General features: G+C 74.2%; 5 protein-coding genes. 1 reads left to right on the top strand and 4 read right to left on the bottom strand.

What is annotated here, in order from left to right; translation table 11 throughout:
* The 4 genes from AC2TEW_RS34610 to AC2TEW_RS34595 all read right to left on the bottom strand — a co-directional run.
* Positions 1 to 8,443, bottom strand: an 8,443-nt coding sequence (locus AC2TEW_RS34610) for a non-ribosomal peptide synthetase (RefSeq protein WP_484627234.1), incomplete at its 3' end; no start/stop codon positions are given.
* On the bottom strand, positions 8,440 to 18,174 hold the full coding sequence (locus AC2TEW_RS34605; RefSeq protein ID WP_484627233.1) for a non-ribosomal peptide synthetase: 9,735 nt from the start codon (positions 18,172 to 18,174) through the stop codon (positions 8,440 to 8,442). The genes AC2TEW_RS34605 and AC2TEW_RS34610, both read right to left, overlap by 4 nt.
* Positions 18,171 to 21,734: a non-ribosomal peptide synthetase gene (locus AC2TEW_RS34600; protein WP_484627232.1), complete on the bottom strand. Its 3,564-nt coding sequence runs from the start codon at positions 21,732 to 21,734 to the stop codon at positions 18,171 to 18,173. The genes AC2TEW_RS34605 and AC2TEW_RS34600 overlap by 4 nt, the downstream gene beginning before the upstream one ends.
* Positions 21,735 to 21,790: 56 nt before the next feature.
* Complete coding sequence (locus AC2TEW_RS34595; protein ID WP_484627231.1) at positions 21,791 to 22,009, bottom strand: MbtH family protein; 219 nt, start codon at positions 22,007 to 22,009, stop codon at positions 21,791 to 21,793.
* Positions 22,010 to 22,678: 669 nt separating this feature from the next.
* Here AC2TEW_RS34595 and AC2TEW_RS34590 point away from each other — a divergent pair.
* The gene (locus tag AC2TEW_RS34590) at positions 22,679 to 23,611 is read left to right on the top strand and encodes a TauD/TfdA family dioxygenase (RefSeq protein ID WP_484627230.1); all 933 of its coding nucleotides are present in this window, start codon (positions 22,679 to 22,681) and stop codon (positions 23,609 to 23,611) included.
* The last annotated feature ends 87 nt before the right edge of the window (positions 23,612 to 23,698 follow it).

Below are 23,698 nucleotides of genomic sequence, written 5' to 3'. Positions count from 1 at the left end.
CCGCACCCACCCGACCATCCGGATCGGCCACCACACCCGCCAGCAACCGCACCAACCGCGCCACCAACGACTCCGCCGTCACCCGGTCGAACAACTCCACCGAGAACTCGACGCTGCCGTCCAGACCGGCACCGGCGCGGTCGGAGAAGCCGAAGGAGAGGTCGAACTTGGCGGTGTCGCCGATCGTCGCGACGGGCTCGACCGCGATGCCGGGCAGCTCCAGGCCGCCGGCCACCTCGCCGTCGTCGAAGGTGAGCATCACCTGGAACAGCGGGTGCCGGTCCATCGACCGGACCGGGTTCAGCACCTCCACCAACCGCTCGAACGGCACATCCTGGTGCGCGAACGCCGCCAGATCCGCATCCCGCACCCGGCCCACCAGCTCACGGAACGTCGGATCACCCGACACATCCGTCCGCAGCACCAGCGTGTTCACGAAGAACCCGACCAACTCGTCCAACGCCTGATCCGTCCGGCCCGCCACCGGCGTCCCCAACGGAATGTCCGTCCCCGCACCCAACCGCGACAGCAACGCCGCCACCGCCGCCTGCACCACCATGAACACCGTCGCCCCGCACTCCCGCGCGAGGGACGCCAGACCCGCGAACACCTCGTCGTCCAGGCGGAACTGCACCAGGTCGCCCCGGCCCGCCGGTTCGGCCGGGCGCGGGTGGTCGGTGGGCAGGGTGAGCCCGTCGGGCAGGCCGGCGAGGGTGGTCCGCCAGAAGTCGAGCTGGGCGGAGATCAGGCTCGCCGGGTCGGACTCCTCCCCCAGCAACTCCCGCTGCCACAGCGTGTAATCCGCGTACTGCACCTCCAACTCACCCCACCCGGGTGCCGAACCGGCCACCCGGGCCGAGTACGCCTCGCCCAGGTCACGCGCGAACGGCGCCAACGACCAACCATCCGCCGCGATGTGGTGCACCACCACCAGCAGCACCGACTCCCCGGCACCCACCTCGAACAACCACGCCCGCAACGGCAGATCCGTGGTCACATCGAACGAGCACCCCGCAGCCTCCGCCACCCCCTCGGCACCGGACACCACCTCCAGCAGCCCACCGACCTCCGCCAACGGCACCACCCGCTGGAACGGCACCCCGTCCACCTCCGGGAACACCGTCCGCAGACTCTCGTGCCGCCCCACCACATCCCGCAACGCAGCACCCAGCGCGGCCACATCCACCACACCCGACAGCCGCAACCCCACCGGAATGTTGTAGCTCGACCCCGCCCCCTCGAAGCGGTTCAGGAACCACAACCGCTGCTGCGCGAACGACAACGGCACCACGGCCGGACGCTCCCCTCCCCGCAGTCCGCTGCGGGCTCCCTCGGCGGCGCCGATCCGCTCGGCGAGTACGGCGACGTTCGGTGACTCGAAGACCGTCCGGATCGCCAGCTCGGCGCCGAGCTCGGCCCGGACCCGGCTGACCAGCTTGGTGACCAGCAGCGAGTGCCCGCCCAGGGCGAAGAAGTCGTCGTCGATCCCGACGCTCTCCCTCCCCAGCACCTCCGCGAACAGGCCGCACAGCGCCCGTTCCGTCGCGGAGCGCGGCTCCCGGCCTCCGGTCGGGGCCCAGTCGGCCTCGGGGGCCGGCAGGGCGCGGCGGTCGAGCTTGCCCTGCCCGGTCAGCGGCAGGGCGGCCAGCGGCACGAACGCCGAGGGCACCATGTAGTCCGGCAGCGCCTGGGCGGCGTGCTTGCGCAGCACGTCGCCCGGCGGGACGGCGTGCCCGGGTGCGCTGACCACGTACGCCACCAGGCGCCGGTCACCGGGCTGGTCCTCGCGGACGATGACCACGGCCTCCCGGACGTCCGGGTGGGCGGCGACGGCGGCCTGGATCTCGCCGAGCTCGATCCGGTAGCCGCGGATCTTCACCTGGTCGTCGGCCCGGCCGACCGACTCCAGGGTGCCGTCCGGGAGCCGCCGGGCCAGGTCGCCGGAGCGGTACAGCCGGGAGCCGGGCGCGCCGAACGGGTTGGGGACGAACCGCTCGGCGGTCAGGCCGGGCCGGTTGAGGTAGCCGCGGGCGACGCCCCGGCCACTGACGTGGACCTCGCCGACCACGCCGACCGGCACCAACTGGCCGTACTCGTCCAGCAGGTGGACGCCGAGGTCGGGCAGCGGGTCACCGATCGGGCTGGCGAACGGCCGGGCCAGGTCGGCCTCGGTGATGCGGTGGAACGTGGTGTGCACGGTGGTCTCGGTGATGCCGTACATGTTGATCAGCGCGGGGGCGTCCAGGCCCAGCCGCTCCGTCCACGGCCGCAGCTCGCCGAACTCCAGCTTCTCGCCGCCGAACACGACATGCTGCAGGGCGAGTTCGCCGATCCGCGGGTCGCCGGCCCCGGCCAGGCCGACCAGCGAGCGGAACGCGGACGGCGTCTGGCTCAGCATGGTGACGCGCTCGGTGACCAGCAGGTCCAGGAACTCCTCCGGCGAGCGGGCGGTGTCGAACGGCACCACCACCACCCGGCCGCCGTGCAGCAGCGCACCCCACAGCTCCCAGACCGAGAAGTCGAAGGCGTAGGAGTGGAACAGCGACCACACGTCGTCGGCCGAGAAGCCGAACAGGTCCTCGGTCGCCGAGAACAGGCCGACCACGCTCGCGTGCGACAGGGTGACGCCCTTGGGGCGCCCGGTCGAGCCGGAGGTGTAGATGACGTAGACCGCCGCGTCCGCCGACAGCGGCACGCCCGGGTCGCCGGTCGGCAGGCCGGCCGGCAGCTCCTCCAGGGCCACCACCGCACCGGTGAACACCGAGGCCACCAGGCCGCCGTGGGAGTGCTGGGTCACCACGCACGCCAGCTCCGCGTCGGTGGCCATGAACGCCAGCCGCTCGGCCGGGTACGCCGGGTCCAGCGGGACGTACGCCCCGCCGGCCTTGACCACCGCCAGCAGGGCGACCACCAGCTCCGGGCCGCGGTCCAGGCAGACGCCGACCGGCGACTCGGCGCCCACGCCGAGCCCGCGCAGGTGCCACGCCAGTGCGTTGGCCCGGGCGTTCAGCTCCCCGTAGGTCAGCGACCGGCCCTCGAAGGAGACCGCCACCGCGTCCGGTGCGGCCGCCGCATGCCGCTCGAACACCTCGTGCAGCAGCGCCGGGGCGTGGGTCGCGGGTGCCGCGATCGGCCGGTCCACCAGGGCGAGTTCGGCCGGGTCGAGCAGCTCGACCTCGCGGACCCGGGCGTCCGGGTCGGCGACGACGGCCGCCAGCAGGCGCAGGAAGCGGGCCAGCACGGCCTCGGCGGTGCTCCGGTCGAACAGGTCGGCGGAGTACTCGATGCTGCCGTCGAGGCCGGTGCCGGCCCGGTCGGAGAAGCCGAAGGACAGGTCGAACTTGGCACGGTCGCCGACGGCGGCGTACGGCTCCACCCGGACCCCGGGCAGTTCGAGGCCGGCCGCGGGTGCGCCGTCGTCGAAGGTGAGCATCACCTGGAACAGCGGGTGCCGGTTCATCGACCGGACCGGGTTGAGCACCTCCACCAGCCGCTCGAACGGCACGTCCTGGCGGGCGAACGCGGCGAGGTCGGTGTCCCGGACCCGGCCGACCAGCTCGCGGAAGGTCGGGCTGCCGGAGACGTCGGTGCGCAGCACCAGGGTGTTGACGAAGAAGCCGACCAGCTCGTCCAGGGCGACGTCGGTGCGCCCGGCGACCGGGGTGCCGATCGGGATGTCGGTGCCCGCGCCGAGCCGGGACAGCAGGGCGGCGACGGCCGCCTGCACCACCATGAAGACGGTCGCCCCGCACTCCCGGGCGAGTGCGGCGGCGCCCGCGAACACGGTGTCGTCGAGGCGGAACTGGACCAGTCCGCCCGCGCCGTCCGGCTCGGCGGTGCGGACCCGGTCGGCCGGCAGGGCGAGTTCGGCCGGGAGGTCGGCCAGCACGGCCTTCCAGTGGTCGAGTTGGTGCGAGATGAGGCTCTGCGGGTCGGACTCCTCGCCGAGCAGCTCGCGCTGCCAGAGGGTGTAGTCCGCGTACTGGACCTCCAGCTCGGCCCAGCCGGGGGCCTCACCGGCGGCCCGGGCGGTGTACGCCCGGCCCAGGTCGCGGGCGAACGGTGCCAGCGACCAGCCGTCGGCCGCGATGTGGTGCAGCACGATCAGCAGCACCGACTCCTCGGCACCGGTCTCGAACAGCCAGGCCCGCAACGGCAGGTCGGCCGTCACGTCGAACGGGTGCGCCGCGGCGGCCGCCAGTCCCTCGTCGCCGCGGACCACCTCCAGCAGCCCTCCGACCTCCGCCAGCGGCACCACTCGCTGGTACGGCACGCCGTCCGCGTCCGGGAACACCGTCCGCAGGCTCTCGTGCCGTCCCACCACGTCCCGCAGCGCGGCATGGAGCGCGGTCACGTCGACCGCGCCGGTCGTCGGATCACCCGACACATCCGTCCGCAGCACCAGCGTGTTCACGAAGAACCCGACCAACTCGTCCAACGCCTGATCCGTCCGGCCCGCCACCGGCGTCCCCAACGGAATGTCCGTCCCCGCACCCAACCGCGACAGCAACGCCGCCACCGCCGCCTGCACCACCATGAACACCGTCGCCCCGCACTCCCGCGCGAGGGACGCCAGACCCGCGAACACCTCGTCGTCCAGGCGGAACTGCACCAGGTCGCCCCGGCCCGCCGGTTCGGCCGGGCGCGGGTGGTCGGTGGGCAGGGTGAGCCCGTCGGGCAGGCCGGCGAGGGTGGTCCGCCAGAAGTCGAGCTGGGCGGAGATCAGGCTCGCCGGGTCGGACTCCTCCCCCAGCAACTCCCGCTGCCACAGCGTGTAATCCGCGTACTGCACCTCCAACTCACCCCACCCGGGTGCCGAACCGGCCACCCGGGCCGAGTACGCCTCGCCCAGGTCACGCGCGAACGGCGCCAACGACCAACCATCCGCCGCGATGTGGTGCACCACCACCAGCAGCACCGACTCCCCGGCACCCACCTCGAACAACCACGCCCGCAACGGCAGATCCGTGGTCACATCGAACGAGCACCCCGCAGCCTCCGCCACCCCCTCGGCACCGGACACCACCTCCAGCAGCCCACCGACCTCCGCCAACGGCACCACCCGCTGGAACGGCACCCCGTCCACCTCCGGGAACACCGTCCGCAGACTCTCGTGCCGCCCCACCACATCCCGCAACGCAGCACCCAGCGCGGCCACATCCACCACACCCGACAGCCGCAACCCCACCGGAATGTTGTAGCTCGACCCCGCCCCCTCGAAGCGGTTCAGGAACCACAACCGCTGCTGCGCGAACGACAACGGCACCACGGCCGGACGCTCCCCTCCCCGCAGTCCGCTGCGGGCTCCCTCGGCGGCGCCGATCCGCTCGGCGAGTACGGCGACGTTCGGTGACTCGAAGACCGTCCGGATCGCCAGCTCGGCGCCGAGCTCGGCCCGGACCCGGCTGACCAGCTTGGTGACCAGCAGCGAGTGCCCGCCCAGGGCGAAGAAGTCGTCGTCGATCCCGACGCTCTCCCTCCCCAGCACCTCCGCGAACAGGCCGCACAGCGCCCGTTCCGTCGCGGAGCGCGGCTCCCGGCCTCCGGTCGGGGCCCAGTCGGCCTCGGGGGCCGGCAGGGCGCGGCGGTCGAGCTTGCCCTGCCCGGTCAGCGGCAGGGCGGCCAGCGGCACGAACGCCGAGGGCACCATGTAGTCCGGCAGCGCCTGGGCGGCGTGCTTGCGCAGCACGTCGCCCGGCGGGACGGCGTGCCCGGGTGCGCTGACCACGTACGCCACCAGGCGCCGGTCACCGGGCTGGTCCTCGCGGACGATGACCACGGCCTCCCGGACGTCCGGGTGGGCGGCGACGGCGGCCTGGATCTCGCCGAGCTCGATCCGGTAGCCGCGGATCTTCACCTGGTCGTCGGCCCGGCCGACCGACTCCAGGGTGCCGTCCGGGAGCCGCCGGGCCAGGTCGCCGGAGCGGTACAGCCGGGAGCCGGGCGCGCCGAACGGGTTGGGGACGAACCGCTCGGCGGTCAGGCCGGGCCGGTTGAGGTAGCCGCGGGCGACGCCCCGGCCACTGACGTGGACCTCGCCGACCACGCCGACCGGCACCAACTGGCCGTACTCGTCCAGCAGGTGGACGCCGAGGTCGGGCAGCGGGTCACCGATCGGGCTGGCGAACGGCCGGGCCAGGTCGGCCTCGGTGATGCGGTGGAACGTGGTGTGCACGGTGGTCTCGGTGATGCCGTACATGTTGATCAGCGCGGGGGCGTCCAGGCCCAGCCGCTCCGTCCACGGCCGCAGCTCGCCGAACTCCAGCTTCTCGCCGCCGAACACGACATGCTGCAGGGCGAGTTCGCCGATCCGCGGGTCGCCGGCCCCGGCCAGGCCGACCAGCGAGCGGAACGCGGACGGCGTCTGGCTCAGCATGGTGACGCGCTCGGTGACCAGCAGGTCCAGGAACTCCTCCGGCGAGCGGGCGGTGTCGAACGGCACCACCACCACCCGGCCGCCGTGCAGCAGCGCACCCCACAGCTCCCAGACCGAGAAGTCGAAGGCGTAGGAGTGGAACAGCGACCACACGTCGTCGGCCGAGAAGCCGAACAGGTCCTCGGTCGCCGAGAACAGGCCGACCACGCTCGCGTGCGACAGGGTGACGCCCTTGGGGCGCCCGGTCGAGCCGGAGGTGTAGATGACGTAGACCGCCGCGTCCGCCGACAGCGGCACGCCCGGGTCGCCGGTCGGCAGGCCGGCCGGCAGCTCCTCCAGGGCCACCACCGCACCGGTGAACACCGAGGCCACCAGGCCGCCGTGGGAGTGCTGGGTCACCACGCACGCCAGCTCCGCGTCGGTGGCCATGAACGCCAGCCGCTCGGCCGGGTACGCCGGGTCCAGCGGGACGTACGCCCCGCCGGCCTTGACCACCGCCAGCAGGGCGACCACCAGCTCCGGGCCGCGGTCCAGGCAGACGCCGACCGGCGACTCGGCGCCCACGCCGAGCCCGCGCAGGTGCCACGCCAGTGCGTTGGCCCGGGCGTTCAGCTCCCCGTAGGTCAGCGACCGGCCCTCGAAGGAGACCGCCACCGCGTCCGGTGCGGCCGCCGCATGCCGCTCGAACACCTCGTGCAGCAGCGCCGGGGCGTGGGTCGCGGGTGCCGCGATCGGCCGGTCCACCAGGGCGAGTTCGGCCGGGTCGAGCAGCTCGACCTCGCGGACCCGGGCGTCCGGGTCGGCGACGACGGCCGCCAGCAGGCGCAGGAAGCGGGCCAGCACGGCCTCGGCGGTGCTCCGGTCGAACAGGTCGGCGGAGTACTCGATGCTGCCGTCGAGGCCGGTGCCGGCCCGGTCGGAGAAGCCGAAGGACAGGTCGAACTTGGCACGGTCGCCGACGGCGGCGTACGGCTCCACCCGGACCCCGGGCAGTTCGAGGCCGGCCGCGGGTGCGCCGTCGTCGAAGGTGAGCATCACCTGGAACAGCGGGTGCCGGTTCATCGACCGGACCGGGTTGAGCACCTCCACCAGCCGCTCGAACGGCACGTCCTGGCGGGCGAACGCGGCGAGGTCGGTGTCCCGGACCCGGCCGACCAGCTCGCGGAAGGTCGGGCTGCCGGAGACGTCGGTGCGCAGCACCAGGGTGTTGACGAAGAAGCCGACCAGCTCGTCCAGGGCGACGTCGGTGCGCCCGGCGACCGGGGTGCCGATCGGGATGTCGGTGCCCGCGCCGAGCCGGGACAGCAGGGCGGCGACGGCCGCCTGCACCACCATGAAGACGGTCGCCCCGCACTCCCGGGCGAGTGCGGCGGCGCCCGCGAACACGGTGTCGTCGAGGCGGAACTGGACCAGTCCGCCCGCGCCGTCCGGCTCGGCGGTGCGGACCCGGTCGGCCGGCAGGGCGAGTTCGGCCGGGAGGTCGGCCAGCACGGCCTTCCAGTGGTCGAGTTGGTGCGAGATGAGGCTCTGCGGGTCGGACTCCTCGCCGAGCAGCTCGCGCTGCCAGAGGGTGTAGTCCGCGTACTGGACCTCCAGCTCGGCCCAGCCGGGGGCCTCACCGGCGGCCCGGGCGGTGTACGCCCGGCCCAGGTCGCGGGCGAACGGTGCCAGCGACCAGCCGTCGGCCGCGATGTGGTGCAGCACGATCAGCAGCACCGACTCCTCGGCACCGGTCTCGAACAGCCAGGCCCGCAACGGCAGGTCGGCCGTCACGTCGAACGGGTGCGCCGCGGCGGCCGCCAGTCCCTCGTCGCCGCGGACCACCTCCAGCAGCCCTCCGACCTCCGCCAGCGGCACCACTCGCTGGTACGGCACGCCGTCCGCGTCCGGGAACACCGTCCGCAGGCTCTCGTGCCGTCCCACCACGTCCCGCAGCGCGGCATGGAGCGCGGTCACGTCGACCGCGCCGGTCAGCCGCAGCCCCACCGGGATGTTGTACGAGGAACCGGCGCCCTCAAGGCGGTTGAGGAACCACAACCGCTGCTGTGCGAAGGAGAGGGGGATCACGCGGTTTCCTCCGGGCGGGTCATCCGGCGCAGCTTGGGGCGGGCGGGGCCGGTCTCGGTGGGGCGGGCCTCGGCGAGGCGTTCGGCGATGGCGGCGACGGTGGGGTCGGCGAAGAACACGTCGATGGCGAGTTCGGCGTCGAGCAGCGCGCGGATCCGGCCGATCAGGCGGATCACCAGCAGGGAGTGGCCGCCGAGGTCGAGGAAGTTGTCGTCGATGGAGACCCCCTCCACGCCGAGCAGTTCGCCGAACAGCCCGGCGAGGGTCTCCTCCAGCGGGGTGCGCGGGGCGCGGCCGGTGGTGCCGCCGGTGGCCGGGGCCACCGGCTCGGGCAGGGCGCCGCGGTCGAGCTTGCCGTTCGGGGTGAGCGGGAAGGCGTCGAGCGTGACGATCGCGGACGGCACCATGTACTCGGGGAGCTGGGCGGCGAGGTGGTCGCGGACGGCCTCGGTGTCGAGGCCGGCGGCCGCTTGGGCGGGGACCACGTAGGCGACCAGGCGGACGTCGCCGGGCCGGTCCTCGCGGGCGATCACCGCGCACTGGGTGACGGCCGGGTGGGCGCCGAGCACCACCTCGATCTCGCCGGGCTCGATCCGGTAGCCGCGCAGCTTGACCTGGGTGTCGGCCCGGCCGTGGTAGTCGACGTCGCCGTCGGGCAGCACGGTGCCGAGGTCGCCGGTGCGGTACATCCGGCTGCCGGGGCGGCCGTACGGGTCGGGCAGGAAGCGCTCGGCGGTGAGGGCGGGCAGGTCGGTGTAGCCGCGGGCGACGCCGACGCCGCCGACGTAGATCTCGCCGGGCTGCCCGGCCGGGGTGGGCCGCAGGTCCCGGTCGAGCACGTACATGGTGGTGGCGGTGATCGGGCGGCCGATCGGGACGGTCTCGGGCTGCGGGCCGGTCGCCACGAAGGCGGAGTTGGCGACGGTGATCTCGGTCGGGCCGTACTCGTTGACGAACCGGATGCCGGTGTCGCCGGCCAGGTCGAGCCAGGTGTTCACCAGCCGGCCGGGGAAGAGTTCGCCGCCGACGCTCAGCAGCCCGGCGAGGCCCGCGAGTTCGTCGCCGGAGAGCTGCTGGAGCAGCACCTCCAGGTGGGCGGGGGTGAGCTTGACGAAGCTGTACGGGCCGCCGTCGGCGAGGTGCTTGCCGAGGTCGGCGGGCGCCAGGTCGGCGGGCAGCAGGTGGACGGTCTGGCCGGCCAGCAGCGGGGTGTAGATGGCGGGCACCACCAGGTCGAAGGCGACCGAGGAGAAGACCGGGGCGCCGCCGGTGCCGCGGGAGGCGTACTCCTCGACGGTCCAGGCGAGGTAGTTGGCGAGGCCGCGGTGGGTGACCTCGACGCCCTTGGGGCGGCCGGTGGTGCCGGAGGTGTAGATGACGTACGCGAGGGTGTCCGGGTCGATGTCGAGCCCGGGGGCGCTGGTGGGCTGCCCGGCGAGGGCGTCGCGGTCGACCAGCAGCCAGTTGCGCTGGTCGACGCCGCTGAGCCGGCCGGCCAGGGCGGGGTGGGTGATGACCACCTCGGCGTGCGATTCGCGGATCACCCGCTCCAGCCGGGCGTCGGGGAAGGACGGGTCGAGCGGGACGTACGCGCCGCCCGCCTTCCAGACGCCGAGCAGGGCGGCGATCAGGTCGGGTCCGCGGTCCAGGACCACGGCGACCCGGGTCTCGGGGCGTACGCCGAGTGCGAGCAGCCGGTGCGCGAACTGGTTGGCGCGGTTGTTGAGCCGGGCGTAGGAGAGCTTGCCCTCGGTGGAGACCAGGGCGGTGGCGACCGGGGTGCCGGCGGCCTGGCGTTCGAACAGGCCGATGGTGGTGGCGCCGGTGCCGTCGGCGCCGGCCGCCGCGGGCGCCCGGTCGGCGGCGGGCTGCGCCGGGCGGATCGGCTGGGCGGCGCCGGTGCGGGCGTCCCCGTCGAGGTTGTTGACCATGTCGCGCAGCACCTCTCGGTACATGTCGGCCAGCCGCTCGGCGTTGGCCCGGCTGATGGTGTGGGTGTCGGTGGAGAGCACGATGCCCCGGCCGGAGGCGATGACGTTGAGGCCGATCTCGTTGGGCGTCTCGCCGAGTCCGAGTCCGCCGTCGACGTGCTCGTCGGTGGCGTGGAAGTCGAGGTAGCTGAACGAGATCTGGATCAGGCCGGTGCGGCCGGCGTCGCGCTGGATGGCGGGCAGCGGGTAGCGGCGGTGCGGCCAGATCTCGGCCTCCCGGTCCAGGACCTGCCGGATCAGTTCGCGCCAGGTGGCGGCGCCGCGCTCGGCGGCGAACGGCACGGTGTTGAGGTGCATGCCGTAGACGTGCTCGGCGCCGGGCACCTCGGGGCGGCCGTGGCCGACCAGGCCGGTGAAGAAGGTCCGGGCCGGGGTGAAGCCGCTCATCACCTTGGTGTGGGCGGCGAGCAGCACGCTCTTGACGGAGGCCTGGGCGGCGGTGGCGACGGCGGCGAGGCCGTCGGCCAGGTCGTCCAGCAGGATCACCTGCTGGAACGCCTCGCGCGGGGTGCCGGGGGCGTCCCGCCAGTGCGCGGGCAGGGTGACCGGGGCGTGGTCGGCGACGATCCGCTGCCAGTAGTCGCGGTCCTCGGCGGAGCCGAGTGCGGCGAGTTCGGCGGCGATGAAGTCGGCGAAGCGCACCTCGGTGCGGCCCTTCGCGGGCGGCTGCGCGCCGTCGCGCAGGCTGCGGTAGCAGGCGATCAGTTCCATCACCAGGGCGTGGTGGCTCCAGCCCTCCAGGATGACGTGCGACTCGGTGACGGTCAGCCACCAGCCGTCGTCGGCGGCGTGGGCGAAGACCCGCAGCAGCGGGAGGTCGTCGGCGGCGAACAGCGCGGTCCGCTCGGTGGCGACGAAGGCCCGCAGGGCGTCCCGCTGGGCCTGCGGGTCGGCGCCGGTGAGGTCCCAGCTGCGGTAGGGGACCTCGGCGGTGCGGTGGACGATCTGCAGCGGGACGGAGTAGCGGGAGATGTCCACGGAGGTGCGCAGGATCTCGTGCCGGTCGGTCAGCAGGGCGACGGCGGCGGCGAGCGCGGTGTCGTCGAACGGCCGGTCGTCGTCGATCCGGAAGCAGGTGACGTTGTGGTAGCGGTTGCGCTCGCGGTCGGCGAGCATCTCGACCAGCATGCCGAGCTGGAGTTCACCGAGCGGGTAGGCGTCGGTGGCGTCGGCGGGCAGGGCGGCCCGGTCGGTCTCGGTGATCAGCGCGAACGGGCGGACCGGTTCGGGCGCCGCGCCGGCGGCGGCCGGGGCGCGGGAGGCGAGCAGCTCGGCCAGCGCGGCGACGGTGGCGTGCTGGTAGACCTCGCCGGCCGTGACCTGGAAGCCGGCCGTGCGCAGGGCGCCGATCAGGGCGAGGACCCGGATCGAGTCGCCGCCGAGGTCGAAGAAGGCGTCCTCGACGCCGATGCCGTCCCGGCCGAGGACCTCGCTCCAGACGGCCACGAGCCGTTCCTCGGTCCCGGTGCGCGGGGCGACGGCGGCGGGGGCGCCGGCCATCGCGGTGCGCTCGGGGGCGGGCAGGGCGCGCCGGTCGAGCTTGGCGGTGGAGGTCAGCGGGATGGCGGGCAGTTCGACGAAGGCCGAGGGGACCATGTACGGCGCGAGCGTGGTGGTGAGGTGGGCCCGCAGGTCGGCGCCGGTGGACGGGTGGCCGGGTTCGGCGGTCCAGTAGGCCACCAGTTCCTTCTGCCCGGGGGTGTCCTCGCGGACGACGACCACGGTCTCCCGGACGCCGGGGTGGGCGGCGACGGCGGCCTGGATCTCGCCGAGCTCGATCCGGTAGCCGCGGATCTTCACCTGGTCGTCGGCCCGGCCGACGAACTCCAGGGAGCCGTCGGCGCGGCGGCGGGCCAGGTCGCCGGAGCGGTACAGCCGGGAGCCGGGCGCGCCGAACGGGTTGGGGACGAACCGCTCGGCGGTCAGGCCGGGCCGGTTGAGGTAGCCGCGGGCGACGCCCCGGCCGCTGACGTGGATCTCGCCGACCACCCCGACCGGCACCAGCCGGCCGTTCGGGTCGAGCAGGTGCACGCCGAGGTCGGGCAGCGGGTGGCCGGCGGGGCTGACGGCGGGGTCGGTGAGGTCGTCGGCGGTGACCCGGTGGTGGGTGACGTGGACGGTGGTCTCGGTGATGCCGTACATGTTGATCAGTGCGGGGGCGTCCGGGCCGAGCCGCTCGGTCCACGGCCGCAGTTCGCCGAGTTCGAGCTTCTCGCCGCCGAACACCACGGCGCGCAGGGCGAGTTCGCCGATCCGCGGGTCGCCGGCGCCAGCCAGGCCGACCAGCGAGCGGAACGCCGACGGCGTCTGGCTCAGCATGGTGACGCGCTCGGTGACCAGCAGGTCCAGGAAGTCCTCGGGCGAGCGGGCGGTGTCGAACGGCACCACCACCACCCGGCCGCCGTGCAGCAGCGCTCCCCACAGCTCCCAGACCGAGAAGTCGAAGGCGTAGGAGTGGAACAGCGACCACACGTCGTCGGCGGAGATCGCGAACAGGTCCTCGGTGGCCGCGAACAGGCCGACCACGTTGCGGTGCGAGAGCGTGACGCCCTTGGGGCGGCCGGTCGAGCCGGAGGTGTAGATGACGTAGACGGCGTTGTCGGGCCCGGCGAGCGGCGGCAGGTCGTGGTCGGGCAGCGCGGCCAGGCCCTGCGCCAGCTCCTCGGCGACCAGCACCGGTCCCCGGAACACCGAATCCACCAGGGCGGTGTGCCGCTCCTCGGTGACCACGCAGGCCAGCGCGGCGTCCGAGGCCATGTACGCCAGCCGGTCCGCCGGGTACGCCGGGTCCAGCGGGACGTAGGCGCCGCCGGCCTTGAGGACGGCGAGCAGGGTGACCACCAGGTCCGCGCCGCGCTCCAGGCAGACGCCGACCGGCGACTCGGGGCCGATCCCCAGCTCGCGCAGGCGCCGGGCCAGGCGGTTGGCGCGGCGGTTCAGCTCGCCGTAGCCGAGCGGCACGCCCTGGTGGGTGACGGCCGTCTTCTCCGGCGCCCGGGCGGCCTGCCGTTCGAACACCTCGTGCACGCACAGGCCTTCGTGGCGGTCCGGGGTGGCGGCGACCGGCCGGTCGACGATCTCCAGCTCGCCGGGCGGCAGGAAGGCCGCCGTGGCGTCGCCCTCGGGGTCGGCGGCCATCGCCTCGACGACGGCGCGGTAGAGGGCGCCGATCCGCTCGGTGTGGGCGCGGGTGAGGGTGTGGGTGTCGCTGGCCAGGGTGAAGCAGCCGCCGAGGGTGGTGACGGTCAGTCCGAACTCGGTGTGGCCCTCGTCGATGACGCTCTCGGCGTCGATCTGGCCGAGGTCGACCTGGTGGAAGTCCTGGTGGTTGAACATCACGTCGATCAGGCGTCCGCCGTCGCCGAGTTCGCGCTGGATGACCGGCATGGGGAAGCGGCGGCGCGGCCACATCGCGATCTCGTCGGCGAGCACCTGCTGGACCGACTCCCGCCAGGTGGCGGCGGTGCGGCGGGCCGGGAACGGCAGGGTGTTGAGGTACATGCCGTACACCCGGTCGGCGCCGACGGCCTCGGGGCGGCCGTCGCAGACCAGGCCGGTGCAGAAGCCCGTCTGCTCGGTGAGCAGGCCGAGCACCTTGAGGTGCGCCGCCACCAGGACGTTCTTCAGGGAGGCGCGGGAGCGGACGGCGAGCAGCCGCAGCTGCGGTTCCAGGTCCCGGTAGGGGATCTGGACGCGGTAGTACTCGCGCGGCTGTCCGGGGTCCGCGCCCCAGCCGGCCGGCAGCGCGAACGGCGGGTGCTCGTCGAGCACGCCCTGCCAGAAGGCGCGGTCCTCGGCGGAGGCGACGGCGTCGAGTTCGGCGGCGATGAAGTCGGCGAACCGCACCGACGGGGTCTCGGGCACCAGCGGCGTCCGGCCGGCCCGCAGCGCGCGGAACGTCTCCAGGGTCTCCATCAGCAGCGAGTGGTAGCTCCAGCCCTCCAGGACCGGGTGGCACTCGGTGATGGAGATCCACCAGTCGTTCCCGGCCGCGAGGTGGGCGGTGACCCGGATCAGCGGCGGCACGTCGAGGTCGAACGGGTTGGCCCGCTCGGCGGCGGTGAACTCCCGGACGGCGGCCTCCTGTCCGGCCTCGTCGAGGGCGCGCAGGTCGTGCACGGCGACCTGCGGTTCGACCTCGCCGTGCACCAGCTGCAGCGGGGTGCCGTACGCGGTGAGTTCGAAGGAGGTGCGCAGCACCTCGTGGCGGGCGACCACCTGGCGCACGGCCCCGCGCAGCGCGTCCGGGTCGAACGGCCGGTCGTCGCGGACCCGGAAGGCGGTGACGTTGTGGTACGTGTTGGTGCTGCCGCCGGTGAGGAGTTCGGCGACCATGCCGAGCTGGACCTGGGAGAGCGGGTAGGCGTCGGTGATCCCGGCGGGCAGGGCGGCGCGGACGGCCGGGTCGATCAGCTGGAACGGTGCCACGGCCGGGGCCGGCGCGGGCGGCGCCTGCCGGTTGCCGAGGTACTGGGCGAGGGCGGCGACCGTGCGGTGCTCGAAGACGTCGCGGACGGTGACGTCGTAGTCGGCCTCGCGCAGGACGCCGACCAGGGAGACCGCGCGGATGGAGTCGCCGCCGAGGTCGAAGAAGGTGGCGTCGACGCTGACCCGCTCCAGGCCCAGCGCCTGGCACCAGACCTCGGCGATCCGCTGCTCGGTGACGGTCCGCGGCGCGGTGAAGGCCTCGTCCTGGCCGGCGCCGGTGCGCTCGGGGGCGGGCAGGGCGCGGCGGTCGGTCTTGCCGTTGCCGGTGAGCGGGAAGGCGTCCAGCCGGACGAAGGCGGCCGGGATCATGTAGCCGGGGAGGCTCTGGCCGAGCAGGGCCTGCAGGTCGGCGGCGGTGGGTCCGCCGTCGGGTTCGGCGGTCCAGTAGGCGACCAGTTCCTTGCGGCCCGGGCTGTCCTCGCGGGCGATCACGACAGCCTCGCGCACGCCCGGGTGGGCGGCGACGGCGGCCTGGATCTCGCCGAGCTCGATCCGGTAGCCGCGGATCTTCACCTGGTCGTCGGCCCGGCCGACCGACTCCAGGGTGCCGTCGGCGCGGCGGCGGGCCAGGTCGCCGGAGCGGTACAGCCGGGAGCCGGGCGCGCCGAACGGGTTGGGGACGAACCGCTCGGCGGTGAGGTCGGGCCGGTTGAGGTAGCCGCGGGCGACGCCGGGGCCGCTGACGTGGATCTCGCCGACCACGCCGACCGGCACCAGCCGGCCGTTCTCGTCCAGCAGGTGGACACCGAGGTCGGGCAGCGGGCGGCCGATCGGGCTGACCGCGGGGGCGGCGAGGTCGGTGCCGGTGAGGCGGTGGAAGGTGGTGTGCACGGTGGTCTCGGTGATGCCGTACATGTTGATCAGCGCGGGGGCGTCGAGGCCGAGCCGGTCGGTCCACGGCCGCAGGTCGCCGATCTCCAGCTTCTCGCCGCCGAAGACCACGTGGCGCAGGGTGAGCCGGTCGATCCGCGGGTCGCCGGCGCCGGCCAGGGTGACCAGTGAGCGGAACGCGGACGGGGTCTGGCTGAGCACGGTGACGCCTTCGGTGACAAGCAGGTCGAGGAACTCCTCGGGCGAGCGGGCGACGTCGAAGGGGACCACGGCGAGGCGGCCGCCGAACAGCAGGGCGCCCCACAGCTCCCAGACGGACACGTCGAAGGCGTAGGAGTGGAACAGGGACCAGACGTCGTCGCCGCCGAAGCCGTACAGGCCGGCGGCGGCGCTGAACAGCCGCAGGACGGCCCGGTGGGAGAGCACCACGCCCTTGGGGCGGCCGGTGGAGCCGGAGGTGTAGATGACGTAGACCGCGCCGTCGGGGGTGGCCAGCGGCGGCAGGTCCTCGGCGCTCCCGGCGGCCAGTTCGGCGGCGATGTCCTCGAGGACCAGGGCGGGGCCGGCGTGCACGGAGGCGACCAGGCCGGCGTGGGCGGTCTCGGTGACCACGCAGGCCAGGGCGGCGTCGGCGGCCATGTAGGCGAGCCGGTCGGACGGGTACGCCGGGTCGAGCGGCACGTAGGCGCCGCCGGACTTGAGGACGGCGATCAGGGTGACCACCAGCTCCGGGCCGCGCTCCAGGCAGACGCCGACCAGCGATTCGGCGCCGACGCCGAGGGCGCGCAGGCGGCGGGCCAGGCGGTTGGCGCGGCCGTTGAGCTCGCGGTAGGTGAGCGAGCCGCCGGGGTGGCTGACGGCGACCGCGTCGGGGGTGCGGGCGGCCTGCTCCTCGAAGACCTGGTGGGCGCAGCGACCGTCCCACGCGCTGGGGGCGCCGGGGATCTGTTGGTCGACCACGGCGAGTTCGGCGGCGTCGAGGAGCTCGATGCCGGACAGCGGGGCCTCGGGGCGTTCGGCGACGGCGGTGAGCAGGCGGGTCAGGTGGCCGGCCAGCCGCTGCACGGTCGGCTCGTCGAACAGGCCGGTGGCGTACTCGAACTGGCAGCCGAGGGAGCCGTCGGGGAGTTCGGCGGCCTGCAGGGCGAGGTCGAACTTGGCGACCTGCCAAGGCAGCGGGACCTGCTCGGCGCGGACGCCGCCGAGGGTGAGTCCGCCGGCCTGCCCGTCGTGCAGGGTGAACGCGGTCTGGAACAGCGGGGTGACGGACAGGTCGCGCTCGGGCTGGAGTTCGTCGACCAGCGAGGCGAACGGGGTGTCCTGGCGGTCGAAGGCGTCCAGCACGGTGGTGCGGGCCAGCGGGAGCAGGTCGGCGAAGGCCGGGTCGCCGTCCCAGCGGGTGCGCAGCACCAGGGTGTTGATGGCGTAGCCGGCCAGGTCGCGCAGTTGCGGGCGGGTGCGGCCGGAGACCACGGTGCCCACCGCGATGTCGGTGCTGCCGGTCCAGCGGGCGAGCTGGGCCTGGTAGCCGGCGAGCAGCACGGTGAACAGGGTGGTGCGGTGCTCGGCGGCCAGTGCGCGCAGCCGCTCGGCGGTGGCGGCGGGGACGGTGAAGCGGTGCGCCGCACCCTCGGTGGAGCGGACCGCCGGGCGGAGCCGGTCGGTGGGCAGCGCGAGCGGCTCGACGCCGCTCAGCTGCTGCTTCCAGTAGGAGAGCTGCCGGATCGCGGCGGGCCGGGTGCGGAACTCCGCGCGCTGCCAGGCGGCGTAGTCGGCGTACTGGAGGCCGGGGGCGGGCAGCGGCGAGGGCCGGCCGTCGCGGAACGCGCCGTAGAGCGCGGAGAGTTCGGCCATCAGCAGTTCCTGCGTGCGTTCGTCGCAGGCGATGTGGTGCAGGGTGAGGGCGAACAGGTGGTCGTCGGGCGCCAGCACGTACAGGGTGGCGCGCAGGGGTGCGTCCTGCTCGAGGTCGAAGGGCCGGGCGCCGAGCCGGCGGGCCTGCTCCTCGGCGAGGCGGGCGCGGTCGGCGGCGGGCCGGCCGGTGAGGTCGACGGTGGCCAGCAGGCCCGGGGCGGCCGGGCCGATCAGCTGGACCGGCTCCTCGCCGTCCAGGGCGTACCGGGTGCGCAGGATCTCGTGCCGGGCGGTCAGTTCGTCGAGTGCGGCGGCGAGTGCACCGCGGTCCAGTTCGCCGCGCAGGCGCAGCAGTTGGGGCACCAGGTACTCGACGGCGTCGGGGTCGAGGCGGTTCAGGAACCACATCTGGCGCTGGCCGAAGGAGAGCGGCAGCGGCCGGGTGCGGTCCGCCGCGGGGATGGCGGCGGGGGCGGCGGGCCGGCCGCCGGCCATCCGGCGCCGGATCAGCTCCTCGCGCAGGGCGGTGGCGTCCTGGGTGGTCTGCTGCGTGTCTCCAGCACTCATGCCGGCTGCCCCTTCGTACGGGTCGTGTCGGCCACGACGTCCTCATCGCTGAGCTGGGCGATCTCCGCCCGGATCAAGTCCTCCAGGGCGAGCGCCCACTGCTCGACCGTGGGTCCGTCGAACAGCGCCCGGACCGGGATGTCCAGGTCGAGTTCGGCCCGGGCGGCGGCGGTGACGGTCGCCGCGAGCAGGGAGTTGCCGCCGAGCGCGAAGAAGTCGTCGCGGACGCCGACCTCGGTCTCCAGTGCCTCGGCCCAGATCGCGGCGAGGCGCTCCTCGAACGGGTTGCGCGGGGCCAGGTGCCCGGCGGGCGCGGCCGGCGCGGGGTTCACCGCCGGGACGGCGGTGTTCCACTCCAGCGCGGCGCGCCGCCGGTCGGCCTCGGTGCGCACGTCCAGGGTGGCCAGGGCGGCGGCCGGGTCGGCGACAACCTCGGCGGCGAGGGCGGCCAGGCCGTCGGCGAGCGCGTCGGCGGTCTGCGGGTCGAACAGCGCGGTGGCGTACTCCAGCAGGCCGGCCAGGCCGCCGTCGTCCTGCCGGTGCATGATCAGGGCCAGGTCGGTGGGCGTGGTGTGCCAGGCGCCGCCGAACTCGGCGAGCGCGCCGTCGTCCTCGGCCAGGCCGGTCAGCCCCTCGTCCTGGAGGTCGAACAGGGCCTGGTAGAGCGGGGTGCGGGAGGGGTCGCGGACCGGCTGGAGGTCCTCGACCAGCTGCTCGAACGGCAGGTCCTGGTGGGCGAAGGCGGCCAGGCAGGCGGCCCGGACCCGGTCCAGTGCCGCTTCGAAGCCCAGCTCGGGGGCGAGTCGGCCGCGCAGCACCAGGGAGTTGAGGAACAGCCCGACCAGGCCCCGGGTCTCCGGCCGGACCCGGCCGGCCACCGGGGTGCCGACGGCGACGTCCCACTGGCCGCTGTGCTGGGCGAGCAGGGTCTGCCAGAGGGTCAGCAGGGTCATGAACGGCGTGGCGCCGCGGCTGCGGCCGAGTTCGGTCAGCGCCTGCGCGGTGGCGGCCGGGATGTGGACGGCCCGGACCGCGCCGTGCGCCTCGCGGTGGGCGGGGCGGGGGCGGTCGGTGGGCAGCGGCAGCGTCGGCAGGCCGGCCAGCGCCTCGCGCCAGTGGGCGAGCTGGTCCTGGCGCAGCTGCTCGGTGAGCCAGTGTTCGCGCTGCCAGACGGCGAAGTCCGGGTAGCCGATCGGCAGCGGCGCCAGGTCCGGTTCGCGGCCGTCGACGAGGGCGGCGTACAGCTCCCGCAGCTCCCGCTTGAGCAGGACCGTCGACCAGCCGTCGCAGGCGATGTGGTGGACCGTCAGCAGCAGCAGCGCGGAGCCGTCGGCGCGCCGGGCGAGCAGGGCGCGCCAGAGCGGGCCGTCGGCGAGGCCGAAGCCGCGGGCGATCTCCGCGGTGACGCGGTCGACCAGCGCGGGTCCGTCGGCGTCGGTGACGGCGAGCTCGACGGCGCCCGGCTGGTCGACCTGCTGGACGGGCCGGCCGTCGGCCAGCGGGTAGCGGGTGCGCAGGGCCTCGTGCCGGGCGGCCAGCGCGGTGAGGGCCCGGCCGAGCAGGGCGGGGTCGGTGTCGCCCGGCAGCCGCAGGAACAGCGGGATCACGTACTCGGCGCTGCCGGGGGCGAGCTGGTCGAGGAACCACATCCGCTGCTGGCCGGCCGACAGCGGCAGCGGCACCGAGCGGTCGACCTTGGTGATCTCGGCGCCCGCGGCCTCGGCGCGTTCCAGCAGCCGGGCCTGGTCGCGCACGGTGGAGGCGGTGAACAGGTCGGCGAGGGCGAGTTCGCGGCCGGTGGCGGCGCGCAGCCGCTGGGCGAGCCGGCCGAGCAGCAGCGAGTAGCCGCCGAGCCGGAAGAAGTCGTCGTCGGCCGCGATGTCGGGGGTGTCCAGCAGGTCGGCCCAGATCGCGGCGACGGTGCGTTCGGTGGGGGTGCGCAGCGGCACCCGCCCGCCGGTGTCGGCGGGCCGCTCGCCGGGCGCGGGCAGCGCCTTGCGGTCGAGCTTGCCGCTGGTGGTCAGCGGGAACGCGTCGAGCACGGTGAAGACGGCGGGCACCAGGTACTCGGGCAGCCGCTCGCGGCAGTGGGCGCGCAGTTCCTCGTGGGTGACCTCGCCGCGGACGGTGAGGTAGGCGGCGATCCGGCCGACGCCGGCGGCGCCGGTCACGGCGAGGACCGCGGCGGCGCTCACCCGGGGGTGGGCGGCCAGCACGGTCTCGATCTCGCCGGGTTCGATCCGCACGCCGTTGACCTTGACCTGCCCGTCGAGGCGGCCGAGGTACTCGAGGGTGCCGTCGGCGCGCCAGCGGACCTGGTCGCCGGTGCGGTACAGGCGGCCGCCGGGCGGGCCGTACGGGTCGGGCACGAAGCGGTCGGCGGTCAGGTCCGGGCGGTTGACGTAGCCGCGGGCCACGCCGGCACCGCCGACGTGCAGTTCGCCAGGGATGCCGAGCGGCGCGAGGCCGCCGTTCCCGTCCAGCACCAGCAGCCGGATGCCGGTGATCGGGCGGCCGATCAGGATCGGGCCGGTGAGCTGCCCGGGGTCGACGTGCTGGGCGGTGACGTCGATGGAGCACTCGGTGGGCCCGTAGGTGTTCCAGATCTGGACGTCGGCGCGGGCCAGCAGGCGCTGGCAGAGCTCGGCGTGCAGCGGCTCGCCCGCCGAGAAGACCAGCCGGATGGCGGTGCAGTCGGCCCAGCCGGGTTCGTCGACCAGCAGCCGCAGCACCGAGGGCACCAGCTGGAGCACGCTGATCCGCTCGCGGGCGACGGTACGGACCATCTCGGCGGGGTCGCGTTCGACCCCGACGGGGGCCATCACCACGGTGCCGCCGCTGCTCAGCGGGCCGAAGAACTCCCAGCCGGCCGCGTCGAAGCTGAGCGAGGTCTTCTGCAGCACCCGGTCGGCGGGGCCGAGGCCGTGGGTGTGCACGGTCCAGGCGACCCGGTTGGCGATGCCGCGGTGGCTGACCGCGACGCCCTTGGGGCGCCCGGTGGAGCCGGAGGTGTGGATGACGTACGCGAGGTGGTCCGCGGTGACACCGGTGACCGGGTCGGTGGCGGGCCGGGCGGCCAGCTCGGGGCCGGCGGTGTCGAGGGTGACCAGGTGGACGCCGTCGGCGCGGACCAGCGGGGCCAGGGCCTGCTCGGTGACCACGATGCGGGCGCCGGTGTCGCCGAGCACCCAGTCGACGCGGTCCTTGGGGTGGCCCGGGTCGAACGGGACGTACGCGGAGCCCGCCTTCCAGACCGCGAGCAGCGCCACCGCCAGGTCCGTGCCGCGGTGCAGGCAGACGCCGACCAGCCGGTCGGGGCCGGCGCCGAGGTCGCGCAGGTGGTGGGCGAGCCGGTTGGCCCGCTCGTTGAGTTCGGCGTAGCTCAGCGCGTGGCCGCCGGCGGCGACCGCGGGCGCGTGCGGGGTCAGGGCCGCACGGGCCGCGACCAGCTCGTGCAGCAGCCCGCCGGGGGCCGGGTCGCCGGGTGCCCCGGCCGGCCGCGGTGGCGCGGCCTGGGCCGTGCCGTCCTGCCCGGTGCCGGGCGGCGGGATTGTCTGCACGGTCTGCCCTTCGGTGGTGGGTGGTCGGTGGGCGGGCCCGCGGCGGGGCCCGGTGGTCAGGCGTCGGCGCCCTGGTCCATCCGCTGCCGCAGGCTCAGCGGCCGCATGTCGGTCCACACCTCGGAGATCCGGGCCAGGCACTCGTCCTTGGTGCCCTGGGTGCCCTCGGTGCGCCAGCCCGCCGGGACGTCCCGGCCGACCGCCCAGACCGAGTACTGCTCCTCGTCGTTGAGGACCACGAGGTACTGCCGGTCGTCGTTCTGGTCGTCGCTCATCTGCACTCCTCTGTTCGGCTTTCGGGCATGCCGAATTCATTCACTGGAGGATTTACGGGAGTTCACCGGAACAGGAGATGACGGAAAATCACCGGCCTGCGCGGCGCAGCCGGAAATATGCCGTTCAACTACCTTCCGGTAGCCGGGTCGGGGCCGGCGGAATACGCTCCGCGGGCTTCCTGGCGCCGTTCGGCGGTGAGGGGAAGCACGGCCCCCGTTTCGGACATCGCCATCATGGCCGGTTTGATCAATAGCGCTCAAGGGGTTGTCAGTTGCCAGAGCCTGGCAACTGACAACCCCGAGGCAACCCGGCCCGACCAGGCACGTTAGGTCATGTACTCGACAATCAACCCGGTCGGACGCCTCGCCGGCGACCGTCCCCGGGCGTCAATTCCCGCCACCGGAAAGGAGATCCGGGACGCACCCGCCTTGTCCGTGCTATCCCCCGGCGATAGTGTGCTGGCACCCCGGTGGCCCGCCCACCCGGACAACGCACCGCCGTCGCCCCGCAATTGTCGGCCACCGCCGGGAAAATCCCCCGGCCCGGGCCGCCGGCGACCGGCTCCGCCCCAGCGCCCGCCCGGCCGGACATTCCGGCCCCGCGCCCCGGCGCACGCCCGCGACGGCGGACGGCGGCCGCACCCAGGATCTGACGAACGGAGTATCCGTGTGACCGAGCCTCAGCTGCCCCTCACCGTCGACGGCGGCGACCACCGGCTGGTCGAGCACATCCGGCACCATCGCGAGGAGCTGCGCGAGCAGCTGCGCACCCACGGCGCGCTGCTGTTCCGCGACTTCGCGGTGGACGGCGTGGACGGCTTCGACGCGGTGGTGCGCGAGCTGTCCGGCGAGCCCCTGACGTACGCCGAGCGCTCCTCGCCCCGGCAGTCCATCAAGGGGAACGTCTACACCTCGACCGAGTACCCGCCGCAGGAGGAGATCTTCGCCCACAACGAGAACTCCTACCAGGCCGTCTGGCCGCTGGTCCTCTACTTCTACTGCATCGAACCGCCGCTGACCCGGGGCGCCACCCCGCTCTCCTCCACCCGCGCGCTGTACCGGGCGATCGACCCGTCGGTGCGCGAGGAGTTCGAGCGCCGCAGGTGGTCGGTGGTGCGCAACTACGGCGGCGGGCTGGGACTGCCGTGGTCGGAGGTGTTCAACACCGACGACCGCGAGGAGGTGGAGCGGCACTGCGCCGGCCAGGGCATCGAGACCACCTGGATCGGGGCCGACCGGCTGCGGACCAGGGCGGTGCGCGACGCCGTCCACAAGCACCCGGTCACCGGCGACCAGGTCTGGTTCAACCACGCCACGTTCTTCCACGTCAGCACGCTGCCGGAGGAGCTCAGGCTCGGACTGCAGGCCATGTGCAAGCCGGAGGACCTGCCCAGCAACACCTACTACGGCGACGGCGAGCCGATCCCGGACGACGTCCTGGACCACCTGCGGGAGTGCTACCGGGCCACCTCGGTCCGCTTCGACTACCGCCGCCACGATGTGCTGGTGATCGACAACATGCTCTCCACGCACGCCCGCGAGCCGTTCACCGGCCCGCGGAAGATCGCGGTGGCGATGGCGGAGCCGTACGGCGGCGTCTGACAGCGGCGAGGGGGGGGGGGGGGGGGGGGGGGGGAGCGGGGGGGGGGGGGGGGGGGGGGGGGTTTTTTTTTTTATTTTTTTGGGTGA

Source organism: Kitasatospora sp. NEAU-CNBT7, from assembly GCF_057220535.1.
This window is presented reverse-complemented; position numbering and strand designations above follow the sequence as displayed.